The organism is Shewanella sp. Sh95, assembly GCF_001308045.1.
GTDB lineage: Bacteria > Pseudomonadota > Gammaproteobacteria > Enterobacterales > Shewanellaceae > Shewanella > Shewanella xiamenensis.
Window position 1 is genome coordinate 18,099 of the sequence record NZ_LGYY01000061.1, and the last position, 18,513, is coordinate 36,611.

Genomic DNA, 18,513 nt, shown 5'->3' on the forward strand with positions numbered 1-18,513 from the left:
TTGTTGGCTGGTAAAAATTGTTACCGTGTGAAACTGTTTTTGCAGGATTTTTTGTTAAGTGGTTGGTTAACCAGACGGGAAGATGGATGAGATATATAAAACGTTCTCTTAGTTTGCAGTTAGTGGTAACTATCGTCGGTGCCCTCGCTGTACTTCTTACTTTAGTTGCCGCCTTGCTCGTGAATAAAGAAAGTAATAACACACGTAAGCAAGTGGATGCGGACATTTCGGCGCTTGTGGCTCTCAAGGCCAATGAGATAGGTGGTTATTTTGTTGCTAAAGGGCAAGTGATCCACTCGGTTTTTGCCGAGCCTGGGCTTATCCATTGGTTTAGCCAATATCATGCCCGTGGCAGTAACTTAGCTAACGATCAACAGTACCAAGATATTATTCGCTATTTCCGCTCGTTCTCCGACCGTGATAGCGATGTGAAGTCAGTATTCTTTGGCTCGGCGAATACCTTCGAATATTTCGACCTCAATGGCCGTTTCGATGGCGATCCAAACTATTACACTAACAAGCGTCCTTGGTGGCAGGAGGCTATCGATCAGCGTAGCTTGTTTGTGGGCGATCCTGCGGTCGATGCCAACGATGGCTCTATTTCAGCCACGGTTAAAACCCCAGTCTATGGTGCTAATGGCGAACTCATCGGGATTGGTGGTATGGATATTCTCATCGATACCATTGGTAAAACCCTGTTAGCGCCAATCAAATACCGCAACTATGGCCAAGCCTTCCTGATGACTGATGAAGGTAAGCTGGTTTATTTCCCAGGATTCTCGGATAAATTCCCGCCGGGCTCACTTGCGAATCAAATCGATAGCCAGTTTAAGGACACCTCAGGTTTTACCGCCTTAAGGCAACAAATGCAGCGCGAGACGCAGGGCTTTGCCGAAGTCACCTTTAACGGTGTACCGCAGCGGGTAACCTTTGTGTCTGTGGGCGGTGATTATCCTAAGCAAAAATGGCACTTAGCTTTTATGTTGCCCCATGAGGTGATTGAAGCGCCTGTAACCGAAGCCTTTTGGAATGCCTGTTTTGTTGCCTTAGGGATTATGCTCTTAGTCGGCATCACAGTATGGTTGATGTTATTGCCCTTTAGACGCCAGCTCAGCAAGTTACTTGATGCGATGGAAGACATTGCCGAAGGTGATAGCGATTTATCCCAACGCATTCTAATGGAACGGGAAGATGAGCTAGGCAAGCTGGGTGATGCCTTCAATCGCTTTGCCGAAAAGGTGCAGCAGATGTTACTGCACACTCGTAACTTAACCCAAGAGGTGGGCACTGGGGTGATGGATGCGCGCCAAGTGTGTGATTTAGCGGTATCTTCGGTGTCATCGCAGAAACAACAAATCGATTCGGTGGCCACGGCCGCCACCCAAATGGCACAGACGAGCCAAGAAATGGCGATAAGCGCTCAGCGAGCGAATGATTTTGCCGAAAAGGCACAAACTCAAGCCCATGACGGTACTCAAATTGTATCCCGTGCGACCGAAGGTATGAAGGCATTATCGGTTCAAGTGATTGAAGCGGCCAAGGTCATCAAGGAGTTACGTAGCAGCTCTGAACAAATTGGCGAAGTGTTAAGCGTGATCCGCAACATTGCCGACCAAACCAACTTGCTGGCGCTCAATGCGGCCATCGAGGCGGCGCGGGCGGGTGAGCAGGGCCGAGGCTTTGCCGTGGTGGCCGATGAAGTGCGTACCCTCGCGTCTCGTACCCAAGATTCTACCGCCAACATTCAAGGGATTATCCAAACCCTGCAACAGAGTGCGCTACAAGCCGAGCAGGTGATGGAATCAGGGGTTGAGCAGGCAAGAGTCGGGCAAGACTTGACTACACAAGTGGAGCAAGCCTTAAGTGATATCGCCAGTGCGATTGTGTCGATTCAGCAGCAAACGGTGGAAATTACCGTCGCGATTGGCCAGCAGGCCGTTGTGGCTGAAGAAGTAGCACAGAACGTGGTTAGCGTGCGTGGTTTGTCCGATCAATCCCTATTGTCAAGCCAAGATCTCTCCCAAAGTCTACAAGGATTTGAGCAAGCAACTCGAGAACTGACACGTAATATTGGTCAATTTAAAATTTAAATGCTGTTGTTTTAAAACCAAAGGAGCCTTAGCGCTCCTTTGGTTTTTTTGGGAATGTTATACTTGGATAAGGATGCTTGAGTCGATAGGTGAACTTCGCGACTGCGTAAATATGTCCTAGATACTTGATTACTGTTTTTATATACAGTATTTTGGGTGTTGGAGGAACCTTTAGTGCGAAAAATCATTCATGTTGATATGGATTGCTACTTTGCTGCGGTGGAAATGCGAGACTTTCCCGAATACCGTGGTAAACCGTTAGCCGTTGGTGGGAGCCGTGAGCGGCGAGGGGTTATCAGCACCTGTAATTACGAAGCGCGCCGATTTGGTGTGCGCTCCGCTATGGCAACGGCTTATGCGCTTAAACTGTGCCCAGACTTAATTCTTGTCCCCGGTCGAATGCAGGTCTATAAGGATATATCGCAACAAATTCGCGCTATCTTCTCTCGATACACTGAATTGATTGAACCCCTCTCCCTCGATGAAGCCTACTTAGATGTTAGCGATTGCAAGCTGTTTAAGGGCTCTGCAACTCTGATTGCTGAAGCGATTCGCCATGATATTTTGGCCGAAACAGGGCTTACTGCTTCGGCTGGCGTTGCTCCTGTTAAATTCCTCGCCAAGGTGGCCTCTGACTTAAATAAACCTAATGGTTTGTATGTTATTTCGCCCGACAAGGTTCCTGAGTTCATTAAAACCTTATCCCTACGCAAGATCCCCGGTGTGGGGAAAGTCACCGCAGAAAAACTTTCCTCTTTGGGGTTAAATACTTGCGGAGATATACAAACTTATCCAAAACAAGACCTTATTACTCGTTTTGGCAAATTTGGTGCCGTATTAATTGAAAGATCCCATGGGATTGATGAGCGTGGGTTATCAGTGAGTCGCGAGCGTAAATCTGTCGGCGTTGAAACTACGTTGGCGCAGGATATTTATACCCTCGAGCAGTGCCAGCAAGTGATGCCTGGATTAATACAAGAGTTATCAACTCGCCTAAGTCGTAGTGCCAAGGATCGACAAATCCATAAGCAGGTGGTGAAGCTTAAATTCAGTGACTTTAAACAAACAACCATTGAACATCGCAGTAATGATGTGTCTGTGATGATGTTTTACGAATTATTATCCCAGGCAATGACAAGGCAAGAAGGGAGGGGGATTCGGCTACTCGGCGTGGCTGTGGGACTTACTGATAAATCACCGATTGCGAAGGTTGATCCATTGCAAACCCAACTCGCGTTATCAATTTAATCAATCTCATCCCTTACACGTTATCAATCGCTATAACTTAAAGCGGCTGACTAAGGCTGTTAGTTCATTGGCCATGGTTGAAAGTTGGATACTTGCAGCATGGATTTCGTCTGTTGTATGTCGACTCTCTTCTGATTGCTCTGCAATATGCTGAATATTGTGATGGCTTTCGTTTTCCATTATTGACTGTGCTTTCGCGGCAAGCGCGATTTGATTATTCATTTCGCTGATTTCGCTCACCATTTCCGCAATATGAGCCAAAGCTTCTCCAGCATTGCTGGCGGCTTCCACACTAGCAATCGCTTTTTGATTACCGATATTGATAGCTGCAACGGCACTTTGAGTGCCATTTTGGACATTCGCTATCATCAGTTTTATTTCCTCCGTTGATTGATGGGTTTTGGAGGCGAGAGAGCGCACTTCATCGGCCACGACGGCAAAACCTCGGCCTTGTTCTCCTGCACGAGCGGCTTCAATAGCAGCATTTAGGGCAAGTAAATTGGTTTGTTCGGCGATAGCTTGAATCACTTCAAGTACTTTTCCTATGTGCTGCCCTTCGAGCTCTAGCTTGTTAATTTGGTTTTCTGCTTGGCTAACATCTTGGGCGAGTTGTCGGATAACAGCTATGGTGTTTTGTACTTTTTCTTGGCCTGTGGCGGTAAAGTTGTCAGCCTGTTTAGCCGCCTCTGCTGCATGGTTAGCGCTGCTTGAAACCTCTTGCACAGAGGCTGCAATATGGTCGCTTGCATCAGCCACTTTCCGAGTCGTTTCTTCCTGTGTCCTTAAGGTTTGCTTGGCCATTTCGCTGGCGTGGGCAAGCCCTTGTGCTGATAGCGTAAGCCTGGCGGTCGAGTCTTTAAACTGCGAAATAATACTATGCAAATTGTCCAGGAAATGATTAAAGGCACGGGCTAAGTCTCCAAGCTCATCCTTGGAGGTTAAGTTAATCCTTGCTCTTAAGTCTCCATCACCATCGGTAATATCATGAATTTTCGCCAATAAAACAGCGAGTGGCCGACTAATTAATTTAGGTAATGCTATGACATAGATGGCGCAAATAATAATGCTGATTGCAAGGGCGACAAGTTGTAGTTTTTGTCCTTCTAGGGCATCAGCTTCAACTTGTTCTACGGCACCCTTTGTATGGCTATTTAGCTCATCGGTCAGATGACTGATTTGTACATGGAGCTTATCAAAGAGGGTTGCACCTTGACCAAAGCTTAAATCTATTGCTGTGGTGCGACCATTTCGGCCATTGTTAGTGCGTTGATTACTAATTTCATTGGTTATTTTTTGCCATTCATTAAAGGTTTGGGTTAACTCTGTGAGTTGATTTAGAGCCTGCTGGCTTGTTGTTACCTTGGCAAAATGTGTTAAGTGTTGGTTGACTAGCTCAATACTTTGGTTGTGTTGCTTCAAAAGTTGGTTGTAGGAGTCTGTTCCAACATTAACAAACATTAGACTTCTTTCTGCCACTTGCGCTTGGTATAACTCTTTATCCGCTTGTAGCAGCAGGGATTGACTAGGTAAATATTCTAATGCCAGTTTATCTGCACTTTGTTTTAGTGCTTTTAGGCCCACAATCCCTGTGAAAGATGCAAAAATAACGACCCCAGCAAGTAGTAGACTCGGGTAGATAAGTTTTTGGTTTATTGATAGATCCTTATACCAACGCATATATGATTTCCTTGAGATCAGCTAGGATGAGTAGCGTATTAAAATCAATGTTGCCGTTAGTACTTACTTGCCAAATTCATCAAGGTTAATCCCTATCGTTATTGCGCCAATGGCAGTGTCACCATCCATAACAGGGATAGATATTTGCACTAAATAGGCTTGTGAGCTGGTATCAAATTTAACGGGGCCAATATGTTTGTCCCCTTTTCCATTTGCGAAGGATTTTTGCCACTTATCTTCATCACCCTGCCAATAGTCAGAGGTTTTAGCTGTCATAGCGACGTTAGCCCCTTGATTATCCATTAGGAAAATTTCTTGGTAATAAGGCTTACTTGCTTCGAAGGTTGTTAAGAATTTGGCTGCATCATTACTCATCAATGATGACATAAAGGGATCGATACCTTCAGTGGCTATCCACTTTTGGTCGAGTTCTTTGATGGAATCTAAACTTTTTCCCTGAGCATTTTGTGCTTTTACTGCTGTAACAAGTACAGGCTCTCTTCCTAATGGCATTAAGGTGTTTGTTAAATCTATGACTTCTTGCGGCACTTCTTCGGCAAAACTCATGTGACTGATGAAAACTAATAGGGCGGCAGAAACAATTTTTCCTAGTTTCATGATCTCTTTCCTTAAGCTAGCAAGTTTATAAAGATGTAGCTAAATGCCACTAGTTTTATGGGGTTGCTAAACAACTATAGTAGAGAATCAAAATTGTTGATGGGAATTAACACCTTATTTCTATCTGAAAAAACAATAAAAAACCGCGCATACTATGCGCGGTTGAGTCTGAGGAGAGTTTACTTAGGCCTTAGCGGGAATGCGCTCTAGCACGGCTAATAGTAGATCCCAGTACTGACCAACGGTGGCGATATTGACCATTTCATCTGGGCCGTGCGGATAACGGATGGTCGGGCCAATCGACACCATGTCCATTTCTGGATAGGGCTTTTTAAACAGACCACATTCAAGGCCCGCGTGGATCACCATAATAACCGGTTCTTTATTGTAGATTGACTCATAGGTCTCACGCACAATTGCCATCACCGGCGAAGTATTGTCTGGCTTCCAACCCGGGTAAGCGCCGCTGAGTTCAATATCTGCACCCGCTAAGTTGGTTAACGCAGTAAGCATGCCTTCAACTTGGCTACGGCCAGAATCGATGAGCGAGCGAATTAAGCAAAGAATGCTGACTTCTTCATCGTTAGTGCTGATCACACCAACGTTGAGTGAGGTTTCGGTTACGCCAGTTACTTCATCACTCATGCGCATTACCCCGTTAGGGCAAACATGCAATAAGTCGATAAGGGTATTTTGGCTGTTTTCGCTCATCACGCGTTTTGGCGTTGGGATTTCGCTCAATACTAAGCGCATATCTGGGTCGGCAATGGCCAGTTCGGCGCGGACTAAGGCTTCAAAAGCACGCACTTTTTCATTCAGTGCATCGACATTTTCAGCAGGTAACATAAAGCTGATATTGGCTTCGCGTGGGATAGCATTACGCAGTGAACCACCGGTAAATTGGGTTAACTCTAGGGCTAATTCATCGGCATTTTCGAACAGGAAGCGCGCCAAAATCTTGTTGGCGTTGCCACGACCCAAATGGATGTTGACCCCAGAGTGACCACCTTTTAAGCCCGATAAATGCAGGCTAAATGATGCATAACTTTGCTCCGACGCTTGCCATACCATAGGCAAAGTGATCTGAGCATCGACACCGCCAGCGCAGCCCATGTAGATCTCACCTTCTTGCTCTGAGTCGGTGTTGATCAGGATCTCGGCATCAAGCATACCTGCTTGCAGGCCAAAGGCGCCTGTCATACCGGCTTCTTCGTCAATGGTGAGCAGTACTTCGAGTGGACCGTGCTTGATGTCATCTGAGCCTAAAATCGCTAAGGCCGATGCCATACCAATGCCATTGTCGGCGCCTAAGGTTGTGCCTTTGGCTTTTACCCAGTCACCGTCAACATAGGCTTCGATAGGATCTTTGGTAAAGTCATGCACTTTGTCGGCATTTTTTTGCGGCACCATATCGATATGGGCTTGGATCACAACGACTTTACGATCTTCCATTCCCGCAGTTGCGGGTTTGCGAATGATTAAATTGCCGACGGCATCTTCTACTACATCGAGTTGTTTGCTCTTAGCCCAGGCTTGGATGTGTTGGCTGAGTGCTTGTTCATGTTTGGAAGGGTGGGGAATCGCACAGATTTGTTCGAACCATTGCCATAAAGGCTGTGGGTATAACTGACTTAGCGCTGTCACAGAAGGTCCCTCATCAGGTCTTGTGGGTATGGGGCAAATTTGCGCTAATCCTAACACATTCTGCTCGGGCGATTAATCATCTCGATAACTCCGTGTGCGTTTGTGGCAGCGAAAGTTGCCACCCTCTGTATTTTCGATAGTGTCAAAGCGATTTTTTGATTGGTAATTAAGCGTTATAGCGGGAATAATGCTGGCACAATAATGAAAAAGGATGGGTCATGTTTCAAGTTAACTTTATTGATGTACAAGCAGAAAATGCCATTTTTGATGGCGAAGGTTGGGATGTGGTTGTGGTGGTCACACCGGATCTCGTTTCTATCGGAATTGATGAGATCAGTTTGTTGGCCGAGCAAGGTGCTAAGGTCGATAAGCGGGTTGGTAAGAGCCCGACGTTACTGTTTGCCCCCGGTTTAGCCGGTGGCCGTTTAATCATAGCGCCCGTCACTCAAGTGACTGATGATTATGCCGATGTGCGTATTTATGGCGATGCGGCAAGAGCCGCGATTGCTATCGCCAAAGACGCGGGGGCTAAGCGTCCGCTGCTTTATGTTGTTCCTTCAGCAACCCCTAAGTTTGGTTTTGCGACCGAAGTCGCGGCGTTGGCCTGTGGTCAAGAATTATGGCAAACCTTAGAGTTACGTGAGGCGACAGGTTTAACGCCGGCCTTTGAAGCGATAGGTTTATTGTCGTTATCATCTGAAAAGAGTCAATTGCTCAACGCATTAGAAGCTGGCCGTGTGTTGGCAAGAGATTTATGTGGTACTGAGCCTGAGCGTATGTCGGCGAAGGCCTTTGCCGAATATTGTTTGCAAGCCTTTAAAGACAGTGTGATTAAAACTGCAGTGGTGGAAGATAGGGATATTCTCGAGCGAGATTATCCACTATTAAGTGCGGTGGCGCGCTCTTCCTTTGCGGTTGGCCGTCATCAACCGCGGGTGGTGAAACTCGAATATCTGCCCGAAGGTGAGATTACTCGTACTTTCTTATTTGCTGGCAAAGGCGTGGTCTACGATACGGGCGGTGCCGATCTGAAAGTCGGCGGCGCAATGGCCGGCATGAGCCGCGATAAAGGCGGCGCCTCTGCAGTGGCTGGGTTATTTAAAACCTTGTCTATGCTCAAGCCTAAAGGGATCCGCGTAATTGCCGAACTGGGTTTAGTGCGTAATAGCATTGGCAGCGAAGCGTTTGTCACCGACGAAATTATCACCAGCCATGCGGGCGTGCGGGTACGCATTGGTAATACGGATGCGGAAGGGCGCTTAGTATTGGCAGACCTGTTAAGCCATCTACGGATCAAAGCAGTAACGGCTGTTAAGCCTGAGCTGTTTTCGGTTGCGACGCTCACGGGACATGTGGTGCGCTGCTACGGTAATTATCCCGCAGCGGTTGAAAACGCGGTCGCCAGTGGTGCACAGTGCGCGCAGACACTTGCGTCACAAGCGAGCCACTGGGGCGAACCCTTTGAGGTTTCCACATTACGCCGTGAGGATTTTGCCAAGATCCGCGAAGTGTCTGGGGCGGCTGATATTTTATCTTCAAACAATGCGCCGTCTTCAGTAACTGCCCGCGGACATCAATATCCTACAGCCTTTCTACTTAAGGCGTCAGGTCTGTTTGAACACAGTGTTAATGCCGCTATTCCTTTAGCTTATACACACTTAGATATTGCTGGCAGTGCAACTGAGGGCGATCCGCTCTACGGTAAACCCACTGCCAGCCCCTTGGTTAGTTTGTATCAATATCTGATCAATCGTTAACGAAATAACGTAACAAATAGAAATAATTCTGTAATATCTTATTTATTAGGTGGTTACAGGGTTATTTCTGTTTTTATGTGATGCAGGTCGCCAATATTTTTGATAGTTTGTGTAATTTAATTACATTAAAAAGCCTTAATCAAAATAAATACAAAAAAAGCTTGTAATAAAACTACGAAAACATATAATAGTTTTCGTGGACAGGGCATTAAGCCTTTCCCCTCTAGTCTATCCAGGATGGATACCCTTCTCCAAGGACCCGAGTGACAAGTCGTCTCAACGGATTTGAGAATCTCTAGTTCCAAGGAACCGAGCCAAGCTTTACTAGAGTACTTAATCTCAACTTTACTTAGGAGTAATTGACTATGTCTTATACAGGCAACAACCATTTTTATTGGCAAAATACTTGGTTTAACACTGATGTTTTGCGTGGCGGTTTATTCGCTATGAGCTTTAAGGGCTAACTATCCCTTTAAATCTAGTTTCCATCATCCATCAACCTTTGTATCGCCTTTTTTGGGCGTGTTTAGACTCAAGTAGCATATCGGTGTTTTTGCATGGGTATGCCAGGTTTTTCCCGCTAGCGCGGTAATGTACTTCCCCGAAAGGGACGCTTGAAACATGTCTTGCCTGCTCATTGAGCAGGCTTTTTTTTAAGCTTTTTCTGTCGTTATGACGCAATGCCTCTCATTCCTTCCCATAAACGTAAAATTTTTTGCGGCCATCTTGCGATGACTACTCTTCGCAATAGTTAATTTAATTAGTTGTTTTTAAAACATAAAACCTTGTCATTAATCTATTCATCTTTTTGTACGACTTAAGAATGATGAATTTGTTACATTTGTCACATAAAATACAAATGCAAATCGTTCTCAATGGTGTTACCGTATGCGCACCTTGACGAAACTTGCTGAACGACTATGCGTTTTAATCTACTTCCTCTGGCGGCTGCGGTCACACTAGCCTTGAATCCTTTGGCATTGATGGCCGAAGAACAAACCTCTTCTAAAACAGAGGCACAAGATCAAAATATCGAAAAAATCACAGTGATGGGTAAATACACTGTGAGTCGCAATATTGATACCGCGACAGGTCTAGGACTCACATTACGAGAAACGCCTCAGTCGGTCAGCATCATGACGGCAGATCGAATTGAAGATCAGGCGTTAAATACTGTGGTCGATGTGGTCAACAACACTGTGGGTTTATCATCTTCAAAAACCGACAATGTGCGTAACGGTTTTTCGGCTCGCGGTTTTACCGTGCAAAACTATCAAATTGATGGCGTGCCTTTATCTTGGAGTTTAGGCGGCGATGCTGGCGAAACGGTATCAGATGTGTCTATCTACGAGCGCGTTGAAGTCGTTCGTGGCGCTACCGGATTATTAACTGGCGCTGGCGATCCTTCCGCCTCGATTAACTTAGTGCGTAAGCATGCTGACAGTTCTGATCTTAAAGGTTATGTGGATGTCGCCACTGGAAGTTGGGATAAAAAACAAGTCACCGCGGATGTGTCTAATGGTCTGAATGAAGACGGTAGTGTGCGTGGCCGTTTGGTCGCTAAGTATGTGAATAGCGATTCCTATCAAGATCTATATCAAGACCGTAAAACCATTCTCTATGGTGTTGTCGATAGCGATATCACCGCCAACACTTTACTGCGTGTCGGTGGTAGCTATAACCACAACGATCCGAAAGGGGCGATGTGGGGCGCATTGCCCGCCGTCTTTAGCGATGGTTCTGCCACAGATTGGGATACATCGACCACTACAGCCGCCGATTGGAGCCGCTGGGAAACTAAAAACATTAACTACTTTGCTAACCTAAATCATTACTTTAGCAATGGCTGGCAAGTGGTGGCCAACTACAACCGCATGGAATATGAAACCACCACTAAGATGATTTACATGTCGGGTTTACTCGATAAAGACACGGGGGCGGGGCTTAGTGGTCAGCGTTATCACAGCCATGGTGAAAGTAACTCGAATAACTTTGATGTGCAGCTTAAGGGCGACTATGACCTCTTTGGTCAAACCCATGAGTTTGTGACGGGGGCTTTGTATAGTAAGCAAAAATCCTACGCTGATACCTATGAGCCTATCCGTGACAATATGACGGGTTGGGACTCACAAGTGGTCGATAACTTCTACAAATGGCAACAAAATCAGTTTGCTGAGCCTGAATGGTCGAGCAATGCGAACCGTCAACTGAATATGGATACCGAGCAAAAAGGTTTCTACGCGGCGACCCGCTTGACCATTACCGATGATTTTAAACTGATTGCCGGTGGACGTATTTCAAGCTGGAACCGTGAAGGCGTGAGCTATGGTACCGATACTAACTTTGGTGATGATGGCGTGTTTGTGCCCTATGTTGGCACCTTGTACGATATCAATGACGCGCATCGTATTTACGCCAGTTATACCGGGATTTTTAATCCGCAGAATAAACAGGATGCAAGTGGTGATTATCTTGACCCATTAGAGGGGAAAGCATATGAGATTGGTTTAAAAAGTGCGTATTTAGATGACCGTCTGCACACATCGTTAGCATTGTTTAAAATCGATCAGGATAACTTTGGTAAACAAGACCCGGACTTTGTACCGACTGAAGAGCAAATCGCCAACGGCCAAACGACCGCATACTATGCTATCCAAGGTACGGAAAGTAAGGGCTTCGAGTTAGAAGTGGTTGGGGAGTTTATCGACGGTTGGAATATTTCAGCTGGCTATTCACAATTTAAAGCCGAAGATGCTGAAGGAAATAAGTTGGATACAACCAGTCCACGTAAGCAATTTAAACTGTTTACTACCTATCAATTTGTGGATTTATTGCCAGAGTTAACCATTGGTGGTGGAGTGAATTGGCAAAGCGACAGTTATTCTACAGGTGGCAATGTCACTATCACGCAGGATGCCTATTCTTTGGTGAATCTAATGGCGCGCTACGATCTGGCTGAAAACATGGATTTGCAGTTTAACGTAGAGAATTTGCTGGATGAGAAATATTACGCTTATATGTCAACCTCTAGTTATTTACCAGAAGCTTACAGTGTGTATCACTACGGTGCTCCACGTAACTTTACCGTCAGCTTTAACTATCGCTTTTAAGCATTTTTCCCGTTGAACTCAAAAAGCCGATGCCCTTAAGGGCGCTGGCTTTTTGCTATCGACTTCGATCCCATAGGCTGCGCAGATGCAGCCTAATATGCCTGTATGGGAAAACCATTGTACTGTTTTGTGATTATTTCGCTTTAAAAACAATGCGCTGTTAATCCTGAACGACGTTTGAATTTTTCCTAGATTAAGACTGGTATGCTAACCCCTATTTACAGTGAACTTTAATGTAAATTAAGTGCGGTGGTTTTTTGTTCTGTTTAGCGATTTCTATCAATAAAATCCCTATCAATTTTCTGGCCTGACCAGCACAAACTCCCTATAATCCCCTGCGAAAAACACTGCTACATAGTGTTTACATTTTTAGACCCTACCTACTTAAAAATAAAAGGAACCCAGTTCCATGTTAGAAAAGCTGTTCAAACTGAAACAAAATCAAACGAGCCTCAAGCAGGAAGCGATAGCAGGTTTGACAACATTTATGACGATGGCCTACATCATTTTTGTGAATCCCATGATGTTAGCCGATGCGGGTATGGATCATGGCGCCGTGTTTGTGGCTACCTGTTTAGCTGCGGCCGTAGGTTGTATCGTGATGGGTCTGATGGCGAATTATCCTATCGCGCTCGCCCCAGGTATGGGACTCAATGCCTTTTTTACCTACACTGTGGTGGGTGAGATGGGCTACAGCTGGGAAACGGCACTCGGTGCGGTTTTCTTATCGGGGATCTGCTTTCTAATCCTATCTTTAGTGCGTATTCGCGAGTGGATTGTTAACAGTATTCCTATGTCGCTGCGTATTGGTATTGCTGCGGGTATTGGTCTGTTCTTAGCGCTGATCGGCCTTAAGAGTGCAGGCATTGTAGTGGCAAGCCCTGCAACCTTAGTGACCATGGGCGATATTACTGCGTTTCCGGCGGTGATGGCTGTATTAGGTTTCTTCCTGATTATTGCTATGGTGCAGCGTGGCATGAAGTCAGCGGTGATTTTAAGTATCCTGATCATTACTGGGCTTGGATTGGTGTTTGGCGATGTGCATTACAACGGCATCGTCTCTATGCCGCCTTCAATTGCGCCCACGTTTATGGCGATGGATTTATCCCAAGTGTTTGAAGTAACGATGCTCTCAGTGGTGTTTGCCTTCTTATTTGTGGATTTGTTTGATACTTCAGGCACCTTGGTTGCGGTTGCACAGCGTGGTGGCTTTCTCGATGAAAAGGGCCGTTTACCTCGATTAAATCGTGCCTTAACCGCTGACAGTTTAGCGACGATTGCGGGAGCAGCTTTGGGGACTTCTACCACCACCAGTTATATCGAAAGTACTGCTGGGGTGAGTGCGGGCGGTCGAACTGGCTTAACGGCGGTGGTGGTTGGTTTGCTGTTTATCTTGGCATTATTTTTATCGCCTTTAGCAGGGATGATCCCCGCCTATGCCACGGCAGGTACGCTGTTTTATGTGGCTATTCTGATGATGTCAGGGTTGGTTCACGTTGAATGGGAAGACTTAACTGAGGCTGCGCCTGTAGTCGTGGTGTGTATCCTGATGCCGCTGACCTTCTCGATTGCGACGGGGATTGCACTGGGAATTATTTCCTATGCGGCCATCAAACTGTTAACGGGTCGGTTTAGCGATTTAAATATCGGTGTGCTTGTGCTCGCGGCGATGTTTATTGCGAAATTTATTTACGGCTGATACTTAGAACGAGTTGCCGTTTAAGGGATATTTTTTGAGGGTCATCTAATCGATGGCCCTTTTTAATGCGCGATCCCAAGCAGAATTGAAAATTTCTACCCGCATCCAGCCCTCTGACTACCAATTATCTAGCGGATTAGGTATAAGGATTGTACGGTTATTTTCTACAAATGAATAATGAACTTAAGTGAGATAGCGTATCGCCGCGTGGTGGTGAAGTTGGGGACGAGTGTGCTGACCTCTGGCAGTAAACAGCTAGATAAAGCCCATATGGTTGAGCTTGCTCGTCAAATGGCCGCACTGATGAGATCAGGGGTCGAAGTCGTATTATGTACTTCTGGGGCAATTGCCGCAGGACGCGAACATCTCCAATACCCGGTATTGCCCGACACTATGGCTAACAAACAGTTATTAGCCGCTGTCGGGCAGAGTCAGCTTATTCTCGCTTGGGCGCAACTCTTTAGCATCTACGGTTTACATGTGGGCCAATTGCTGTTGACCCGTGCAGACCTACACGATAGAGAGCGCTATTTGAATGCCCGCGATACGCTTAATGCCTTGCTGGCACACAATATTATCCCCATCATCAATGAAAATGATGCGGTTGCAACTAACGAAATCAAAGTGGGTGACAACGACAACTTGTCAGCGCGCGCAGCATTGCTGTGTGATGCTGATCTGTTGATTTTGTTGACGGATCAAAAGGGCTTATTCGATGCCGATCCACGCACCAATCCCAATGCCAAACTGATTTCGCAGGTTGAGAAAATTGATGACAGTTTGCGCCTGTTAGCGGGTGGTTCGGTGTCGGGCTTAGGCACCGGGGGGATGTCGACTAAGCTCGAAGCAGCCGATATCGCTCGTCGTGCGGGGATTGAAGTGGTCATTGCCTCGGGCCATCATCCTGATGTGATTAAAAAGGTGGTCGCTAAAGAATCCATTGGCACCCATTTTAGTGCGATCGAAAATCCGTTAGAGAGCCGTAAACAGTGGATTTTAGCGGGACCCGCCGCCCAAGGTTCACTGGTGCTCGATGCGGGCGCCGTTAAAGCCGTGACCGAAAAAGGTCGCAGCCTGTTATCGAAGGGCATTATTGGCGTTAAAGGGGAATTTGAACGCGGGGCAACCCTGCAATTGGTTGACCAAAAAGGCAAAATCATTGCCAGAGGCATAACCCGTTACTGTGGTGAGGCCTTAGGGTTAATTGCAGGTAAACATTCCGACGAAATCGAGTCTGTACTCGGTTACGATTATGGTGACGCAATAGTGCACCGCAACGACATGGTCGTCTTATAAGCGAGGTCTGTTTTGAGTCAAACTAATCAAGCGCAATATTTACAACAACTGGGTAGTCAAGCTAAGCAAGCCAGCTATGCCTTAGCAAATCTTAGCGCCGCACAGAAAGCGGATTTACTCGAGGCGATTGCCGAGGCCCTGACGCAGAACACTCAGGCTATTCTTGCGGCGAACGCCAAAGACGTTGTAGCCGCAAAGGCTGATGGCTTGAGTGATGCGATGATCGACCGTCTATTACTAACCGAGTCGCGCCTGGCGGGGATTATCGGTGACATCAGTGATGTGGTTCGCCTTGCCGATCCCGTTGGCGAAGAGTTCGGTAGCCGAGTGTTGGACAATGGCTTAAGGCTCACGCGCCGCCGCGTACCGCTTGGGGTGATTGGGGTTATCTATGAGGCACGGCCGAATGTGACGGTCGATATTGCGGTGTTGGCACTTAAAACCGGTAATGCGGTGATTTTACGTGGCGGAAAAGAGACCCTCGAATCCAACAAACTGATTAGTGAAGTGATCCGTGGAGCGATTGCAAGCCAAGGTCTGCCTGTCGATGCGGTGCAATTGATTGATTCTCCCGATAGAGCCTTAGTCACAGGGCTACTTAAGCTCGACCAATATGTCGATATGATAATCCCCCGTGGCGGGCAAGCATTACAGCGCCTTTGTGCCGAGCAAGCTACAATTCCGGTGATTTTAGGTGGCATTGGGATCTGCCATCTGTATGTCGATAAACATGCCGATCTTGAGCGGGCTCTTGAGGTGATTGCCAACGCAAAAGTGCAGCGCCCAACGGTATGCAACGCTCTGGATACCTTGCTGGTGGATAACGCGGTTGCCGAGCGCTTTGTGCCACAAATTGCCGAGTATTTACACCGTTTAGGTGTGCGTTTTTCGGTGTGCGAACAAAGCTATGCACTGCTTGATGGGCTGGGTTTTGATATTTCCCCGGCAACGGAGCAAAGCTTTGCGACCGAATGGTTATCTTTGACCTTAGGCATTAAAGTGGTAAGTGATATTGATGCAGCAATTGCCCATATCCGTACCTATTCCAGTGGGCACTCAGAGGCGATTCTGACCGATGATATCCATGCTGCAACGTATTTTATGAATGAGGTTAATTCGGCCGCTGTGTATGTAAATGCCAGTACCCGCTTTACCGATGGTGGCCAATTTGGCCTAGGTGCCGAGGTGGCAGTGAGCACGCAAAAGCTCCATGCCCGTGGCCCAATGGGGCTTGAGGCGCTAACCACCTATAAGTGGTTAGCGTGGGGCGATTATACGAGTCGTTCATAGCCTGATTGGTACACTAAAAAGCCGCTGAAAAGCGGCTTTTTAGTGGTAAATCTTTATCTTAGTGGATAAGTGGGGTATAGGTGGCAATCAGCCATAAACATACAAAAGCGATTGACATCACTGTGGTGAATTTTCGAAAGGGCCGGATATATTCCAAGGTATAGAGAAAATACTTCTCTTGCACTTTGCGAGTCAGTAATACCGACGGAAGTAAAAAACTGCAATAGAGCATCACCACCATGGTGGTAAAACCATTCCCCCAAAAATGCTCGTAGATAAAAAGGGCGATACACACAAGCATGGCAACCCAACCGATAGGGGTTATGCCATCTTCTTGATTCCAATGGGTTGATTTTTCCATATGACTATCCTTAGTCACTTAACCGATTGTTTAATTTATAGACGGTTAAGGGGGGCTTTTCAATGATTTTATGGATAGTGTGTAAAAGAATTTTCTAGACCGAGTTTAAGTTATAGGGTTTTAATATCGGCAAATGTTCCGCGGCACAACTTCGCTAAGTCATTTGCTGCGAGACATATCTCAAGCCCACGGCGACCAGCACTGACATAGATTTTGTCAAATTGCTTCGCAGTTTCATCAATCAGCGTTGGCAGTTGCTTCTTTTGCGCTAACGGGCTGATCCCTCCAACCAAATAGCCGGAAGACTTTTGCGCTAAATCCGCATCGGCCATTTGCAGTTTCTTCTGGCCTAAACATTTAGCGACGGCTTTTAAATTGAGTTGATGGTCAACGGGCACCAGAGCGACGGCCAGTGGTGGATGGGCTTTATCAGTCGCAACCAGTAAGGTTTTAAATACCTGCGCGGGGGCGAGCCCTAACACATTGGCGGCTTCTTCGCCGTAGGCGGCGCAGTGTGGGTCGTGGCTGTATTCTAAGATTTCAAAGGGAATTTTGGCTTTCTTTGCCATTTGTACGGCTGGTGTCATGCTCTCGTCCTCGCGCCCCAATTAGCTGCAATAACAGTCTAGGGGCAATAAAAGTCCGCCATAGTAGCCCTTTCTGCGGCATTAAAATGTTAGCTCGGGCATAAATTGCTTATGCCCGAGAGATACGCCTTATTCAATCTGCAAGCTTGGCATTGAGCTTGGTTTTGCGCTCCAGATAGCGTGGGAATAACTGCTGCAACATCATGCCACTCAGAATAAAACCTAACCCGATATAAGTCGCGGCGGCGATAGTCTCTTGCAAAATCCAGGCAATAAAGCCAATCGACATCACGGGTGATAAAAATACTAAGGTACTGATATTGGCCGTGCGAGTCGCGGTTTTTAGTGCCATTAACCAGAGCACGAAGGTAATGCCCATCTCAAATAAGCCAACATACATTCCCGCCATCACGGCGCTCAAACTAAAGCTGGGCAGGGTATCGGTCAGTAGCAGTGTCACGGTAATAAAGGGCAAACCAATCAAAAAGCTTAATAGCAGGCTGACCACTGGGTCACCTTGATCTTTAGTGTTCACAATCCAATATAGGCACCAGAGCAAAGTGCTGGTTAATGCAAGCCCAATCCCGAGTGGACTGTCGAAGCGAAAACCGCTGACATCGCCGCCGGTGGCGATAATAAAAACCCCTGAGTAGGCAATCAGTGCCGCAATCATATCGCTCTTACGCAAATGTTGTTTCAGCAGCGGCGCGGCTAACAGCGGCAGTAATACCGCCCAAGTGTAGTTGAGTGACAGTGCCTGCTGGGCGGGTAATAGTGAATAGGCTTTAAACAGCACTACATAATACAGAAACGGATTAATCAGCCCGGTAACCAGATAAAACGCCGGGCGACGCAGGAGCTGCGTTTTAAGGAGTGGCAGTTTTTTCTGCCAAGCGAGAATGGCACCTAGGGCGACGATTGAGGTGAGTACCGCCACAAACACCAGTTGCAACGGGCTATAAAATCCGAGGGCAATCTTAAAGGCGGTTGCCACCGTCGACCAGAGGAATACCGCGGCCATGCCGTACACATACGCCAAATTTGAAGATTTCACACTATTACCCTATGCGCTTAAACATCACTCAATGTGCGCAGATTGAATAACAGCTATTGCTGATAAGCAAGCGGATTTTGTG

The 18,513-nt window shown here is 46.6% G+C and carries 13 protein-coding genes; 7 read left to right on the forward strand and 6 right to left on the reverse strand.

The features are described 5' to 3' along the window. The first annotated feature begins 86 nt into the window (after nt 1–86). Both AEA42_RS05115 and dinB read left to right on the forward strand, forming a co-directional pair. Nucleotides 87–2,090, forward strand: coding sequence for a methyl-accepting chemotaxis protein (locus AEA42_RS05115; RefSeq protein WP_055647151.1), 2,004 nt, complete (start codon nt 87–89; stop codon nt 2,088–2,090). 174 nt (nt 2,091–2,264) lie between these two features. Beyond that, complete coding sequence (gene dinB, locus AEA42_RS05120) at nt 2,265–3,338, forward strand: DNA polymerase IV (RefSeq protein ID WP_047533933.1); 1,074 nt, start codon at nt 2,265–2,267, stop codon at nt 3,336–3,338. Nucleotides 3,339–3,368: 30 nt separating this feature from the next. Here dinB and AEA42_RS05125 read toward each other — a convergent pair whose 3' ends face one another. From AEA42_RS05125 to AEA42_RS05135, 3 genes are all read right to left on the reverse strand, one after another. Beyond that, the gene (locus tag AEA42_RS05125) at nt 3,369–5,015 is read right to left on the reverse strand and encodes a methyl-accepting chemotaxis protein (protein ID WP_055647152.1); all 1,647 of its coding nucleotides are present in this window, start codon (nt 5,013–5,015) and stop codon (nt 3,369–3,371) included. 63 nt (nt 5,016–5,078) lie between these two features. After that, the gene (locus AEA42_RS05130) at nt 5,079–5,633 is read right to left on the reverse strand and encodes a cache domain-containing protein (protein WP_047533938.1); all 555 of its coding nucleotides are present in this window, start codon (nt 5,631–5,633) and stop codon (nt 5,079–5,081) included. Nucleotides 5,634–5,816: 183 nt separating this feature from the next. Further along, nucleotides 5,817–7,277 carry an aminoacyl-histidine dipeptidase gene (locus AEA42_RS05135; protein WP_047533941.1) on the reverse strand — a complete coding sequence of 487 codons (1,461 nt, stop codon included), beginning with the start codon at nt 7,275–7,277 and terminating at the stop codon, nt 5,817–5,819. Nucleotides 7,278–7,495: 218 nt separating this feature from the next. On the opposite strand from AEA42_RS05135, the gene AEA42_RS05140 reads away from it, so the two are divergent. The 5 genes from AEA42_RS05140 (at nt 7,496) to AEA42_RS05160 (ending at nt 16,429) form a co-directional block, all read left to right on the forward strand. Continuing rightward, complete coding sequence (locus AEA42_RS05140) at nt 7,496–9,034, forward strand: peptidase M17 (protein WP_055647153.1); 1,539 nt, start codon at nt 7,496–7,498, stop codon at nt 9,032–9,034. A gap of 920 nt (nt 9,035–9,954) precedes the next feature. Beyond that, the gene (locus tag AEA42_RS05145) at nt 9,955–12,144 is read left to right on the forward strand and encodes a TonB-dependent siderophore receptor (protein ID WP_055647154.1); all 2,190 of its coding nucleotides are present in this window, start codon (nt 9,955–9,957) and stop codon (nt 12,142–12,144) included. Between the two features lie 409 nt (nt 12,145–12,553). Beyond that, on the forward strand, nt 12,554–13,843 hold the full coding sequence (locus AEA42_RS05150; RefSeq protein WP_037414991.1) for an NCS2 family permease: 1,290 nt from the start codon (nt 12,554–12,556) through the stop codon (nt 13,841–13,843). Nucleotides 13,844–14,020: 177 nt separating this feature from the next. Next, the gene (gene proB / locus AEA42_RS05155) at nt 14,021–15,139 is read left to right on the forward strand and encodes a glutamate 5-kinase (RefSeq protein WP_037414989.1); all 1,119 of its coding nucleotides are present in this window, start codon (nt 14,021–14,023) and stop codon (nt 15,137–15,139) included. 12 nt (nt 15,140–15,151) lie between these two features. Then, nucleotides 15,152–16,429: a glutamate-5-semialdehyde dehydrogenase gene (locus AEA42_RS05160; protein WP_055647155.1), complete on the forward strand. Its 1,278-nt coding sequence runs from the start codon at nt 15,152–15,154 to the stop codon at nt 16,427–16,429. 58 nt (nt 16,430–16,487) lie between these two features. Here AEA42_RS05160 and AEA42_RS05165 read toward each other — a convergent pair whose 3' ends face one another. From AEA42_RS05165 to AEA42_RS05175, 3 genes are all read right to left on the reverse strand, one after another. Further along, complete coding sequence (locus AEA42_RS05165) at nt 16,488–16,790, reverse strand: hypothetical protein (RefSeq protein ID WP_037414983.1); 303 nt, start codon at nt 16,788–16,790, stop codon at nt 16,488–16,490. A gap of 110 nt (nt 16,791–16,900) precedes the next feature. Next, nucleotides 16,901–17,377, reverse strand: coding sequence for a Cys-tRNA(Pro) deacylase (ybaK, locus tag AEA42_RS05170; protein ID WP_055647156.1), 477 nt, complete (start codon nt 17,375–17,377; stop codon nt 16,901–16,903). 133 nt (nt 17,378–17,510) lie between these two features. Continuing rightward, on the reverse strand, nt 17,511–18,431 hold the full coding sequence (locus AEA42_RS05175; protein WP_055647157.1) for a DMT family transporter: 921 nt from the start codon (nt 18,429–18,431) through the stop codon (nt 17,511–17,513). Between the last annotated feature and the right edge of the window lie 82 nt (nt 18,432–18,513).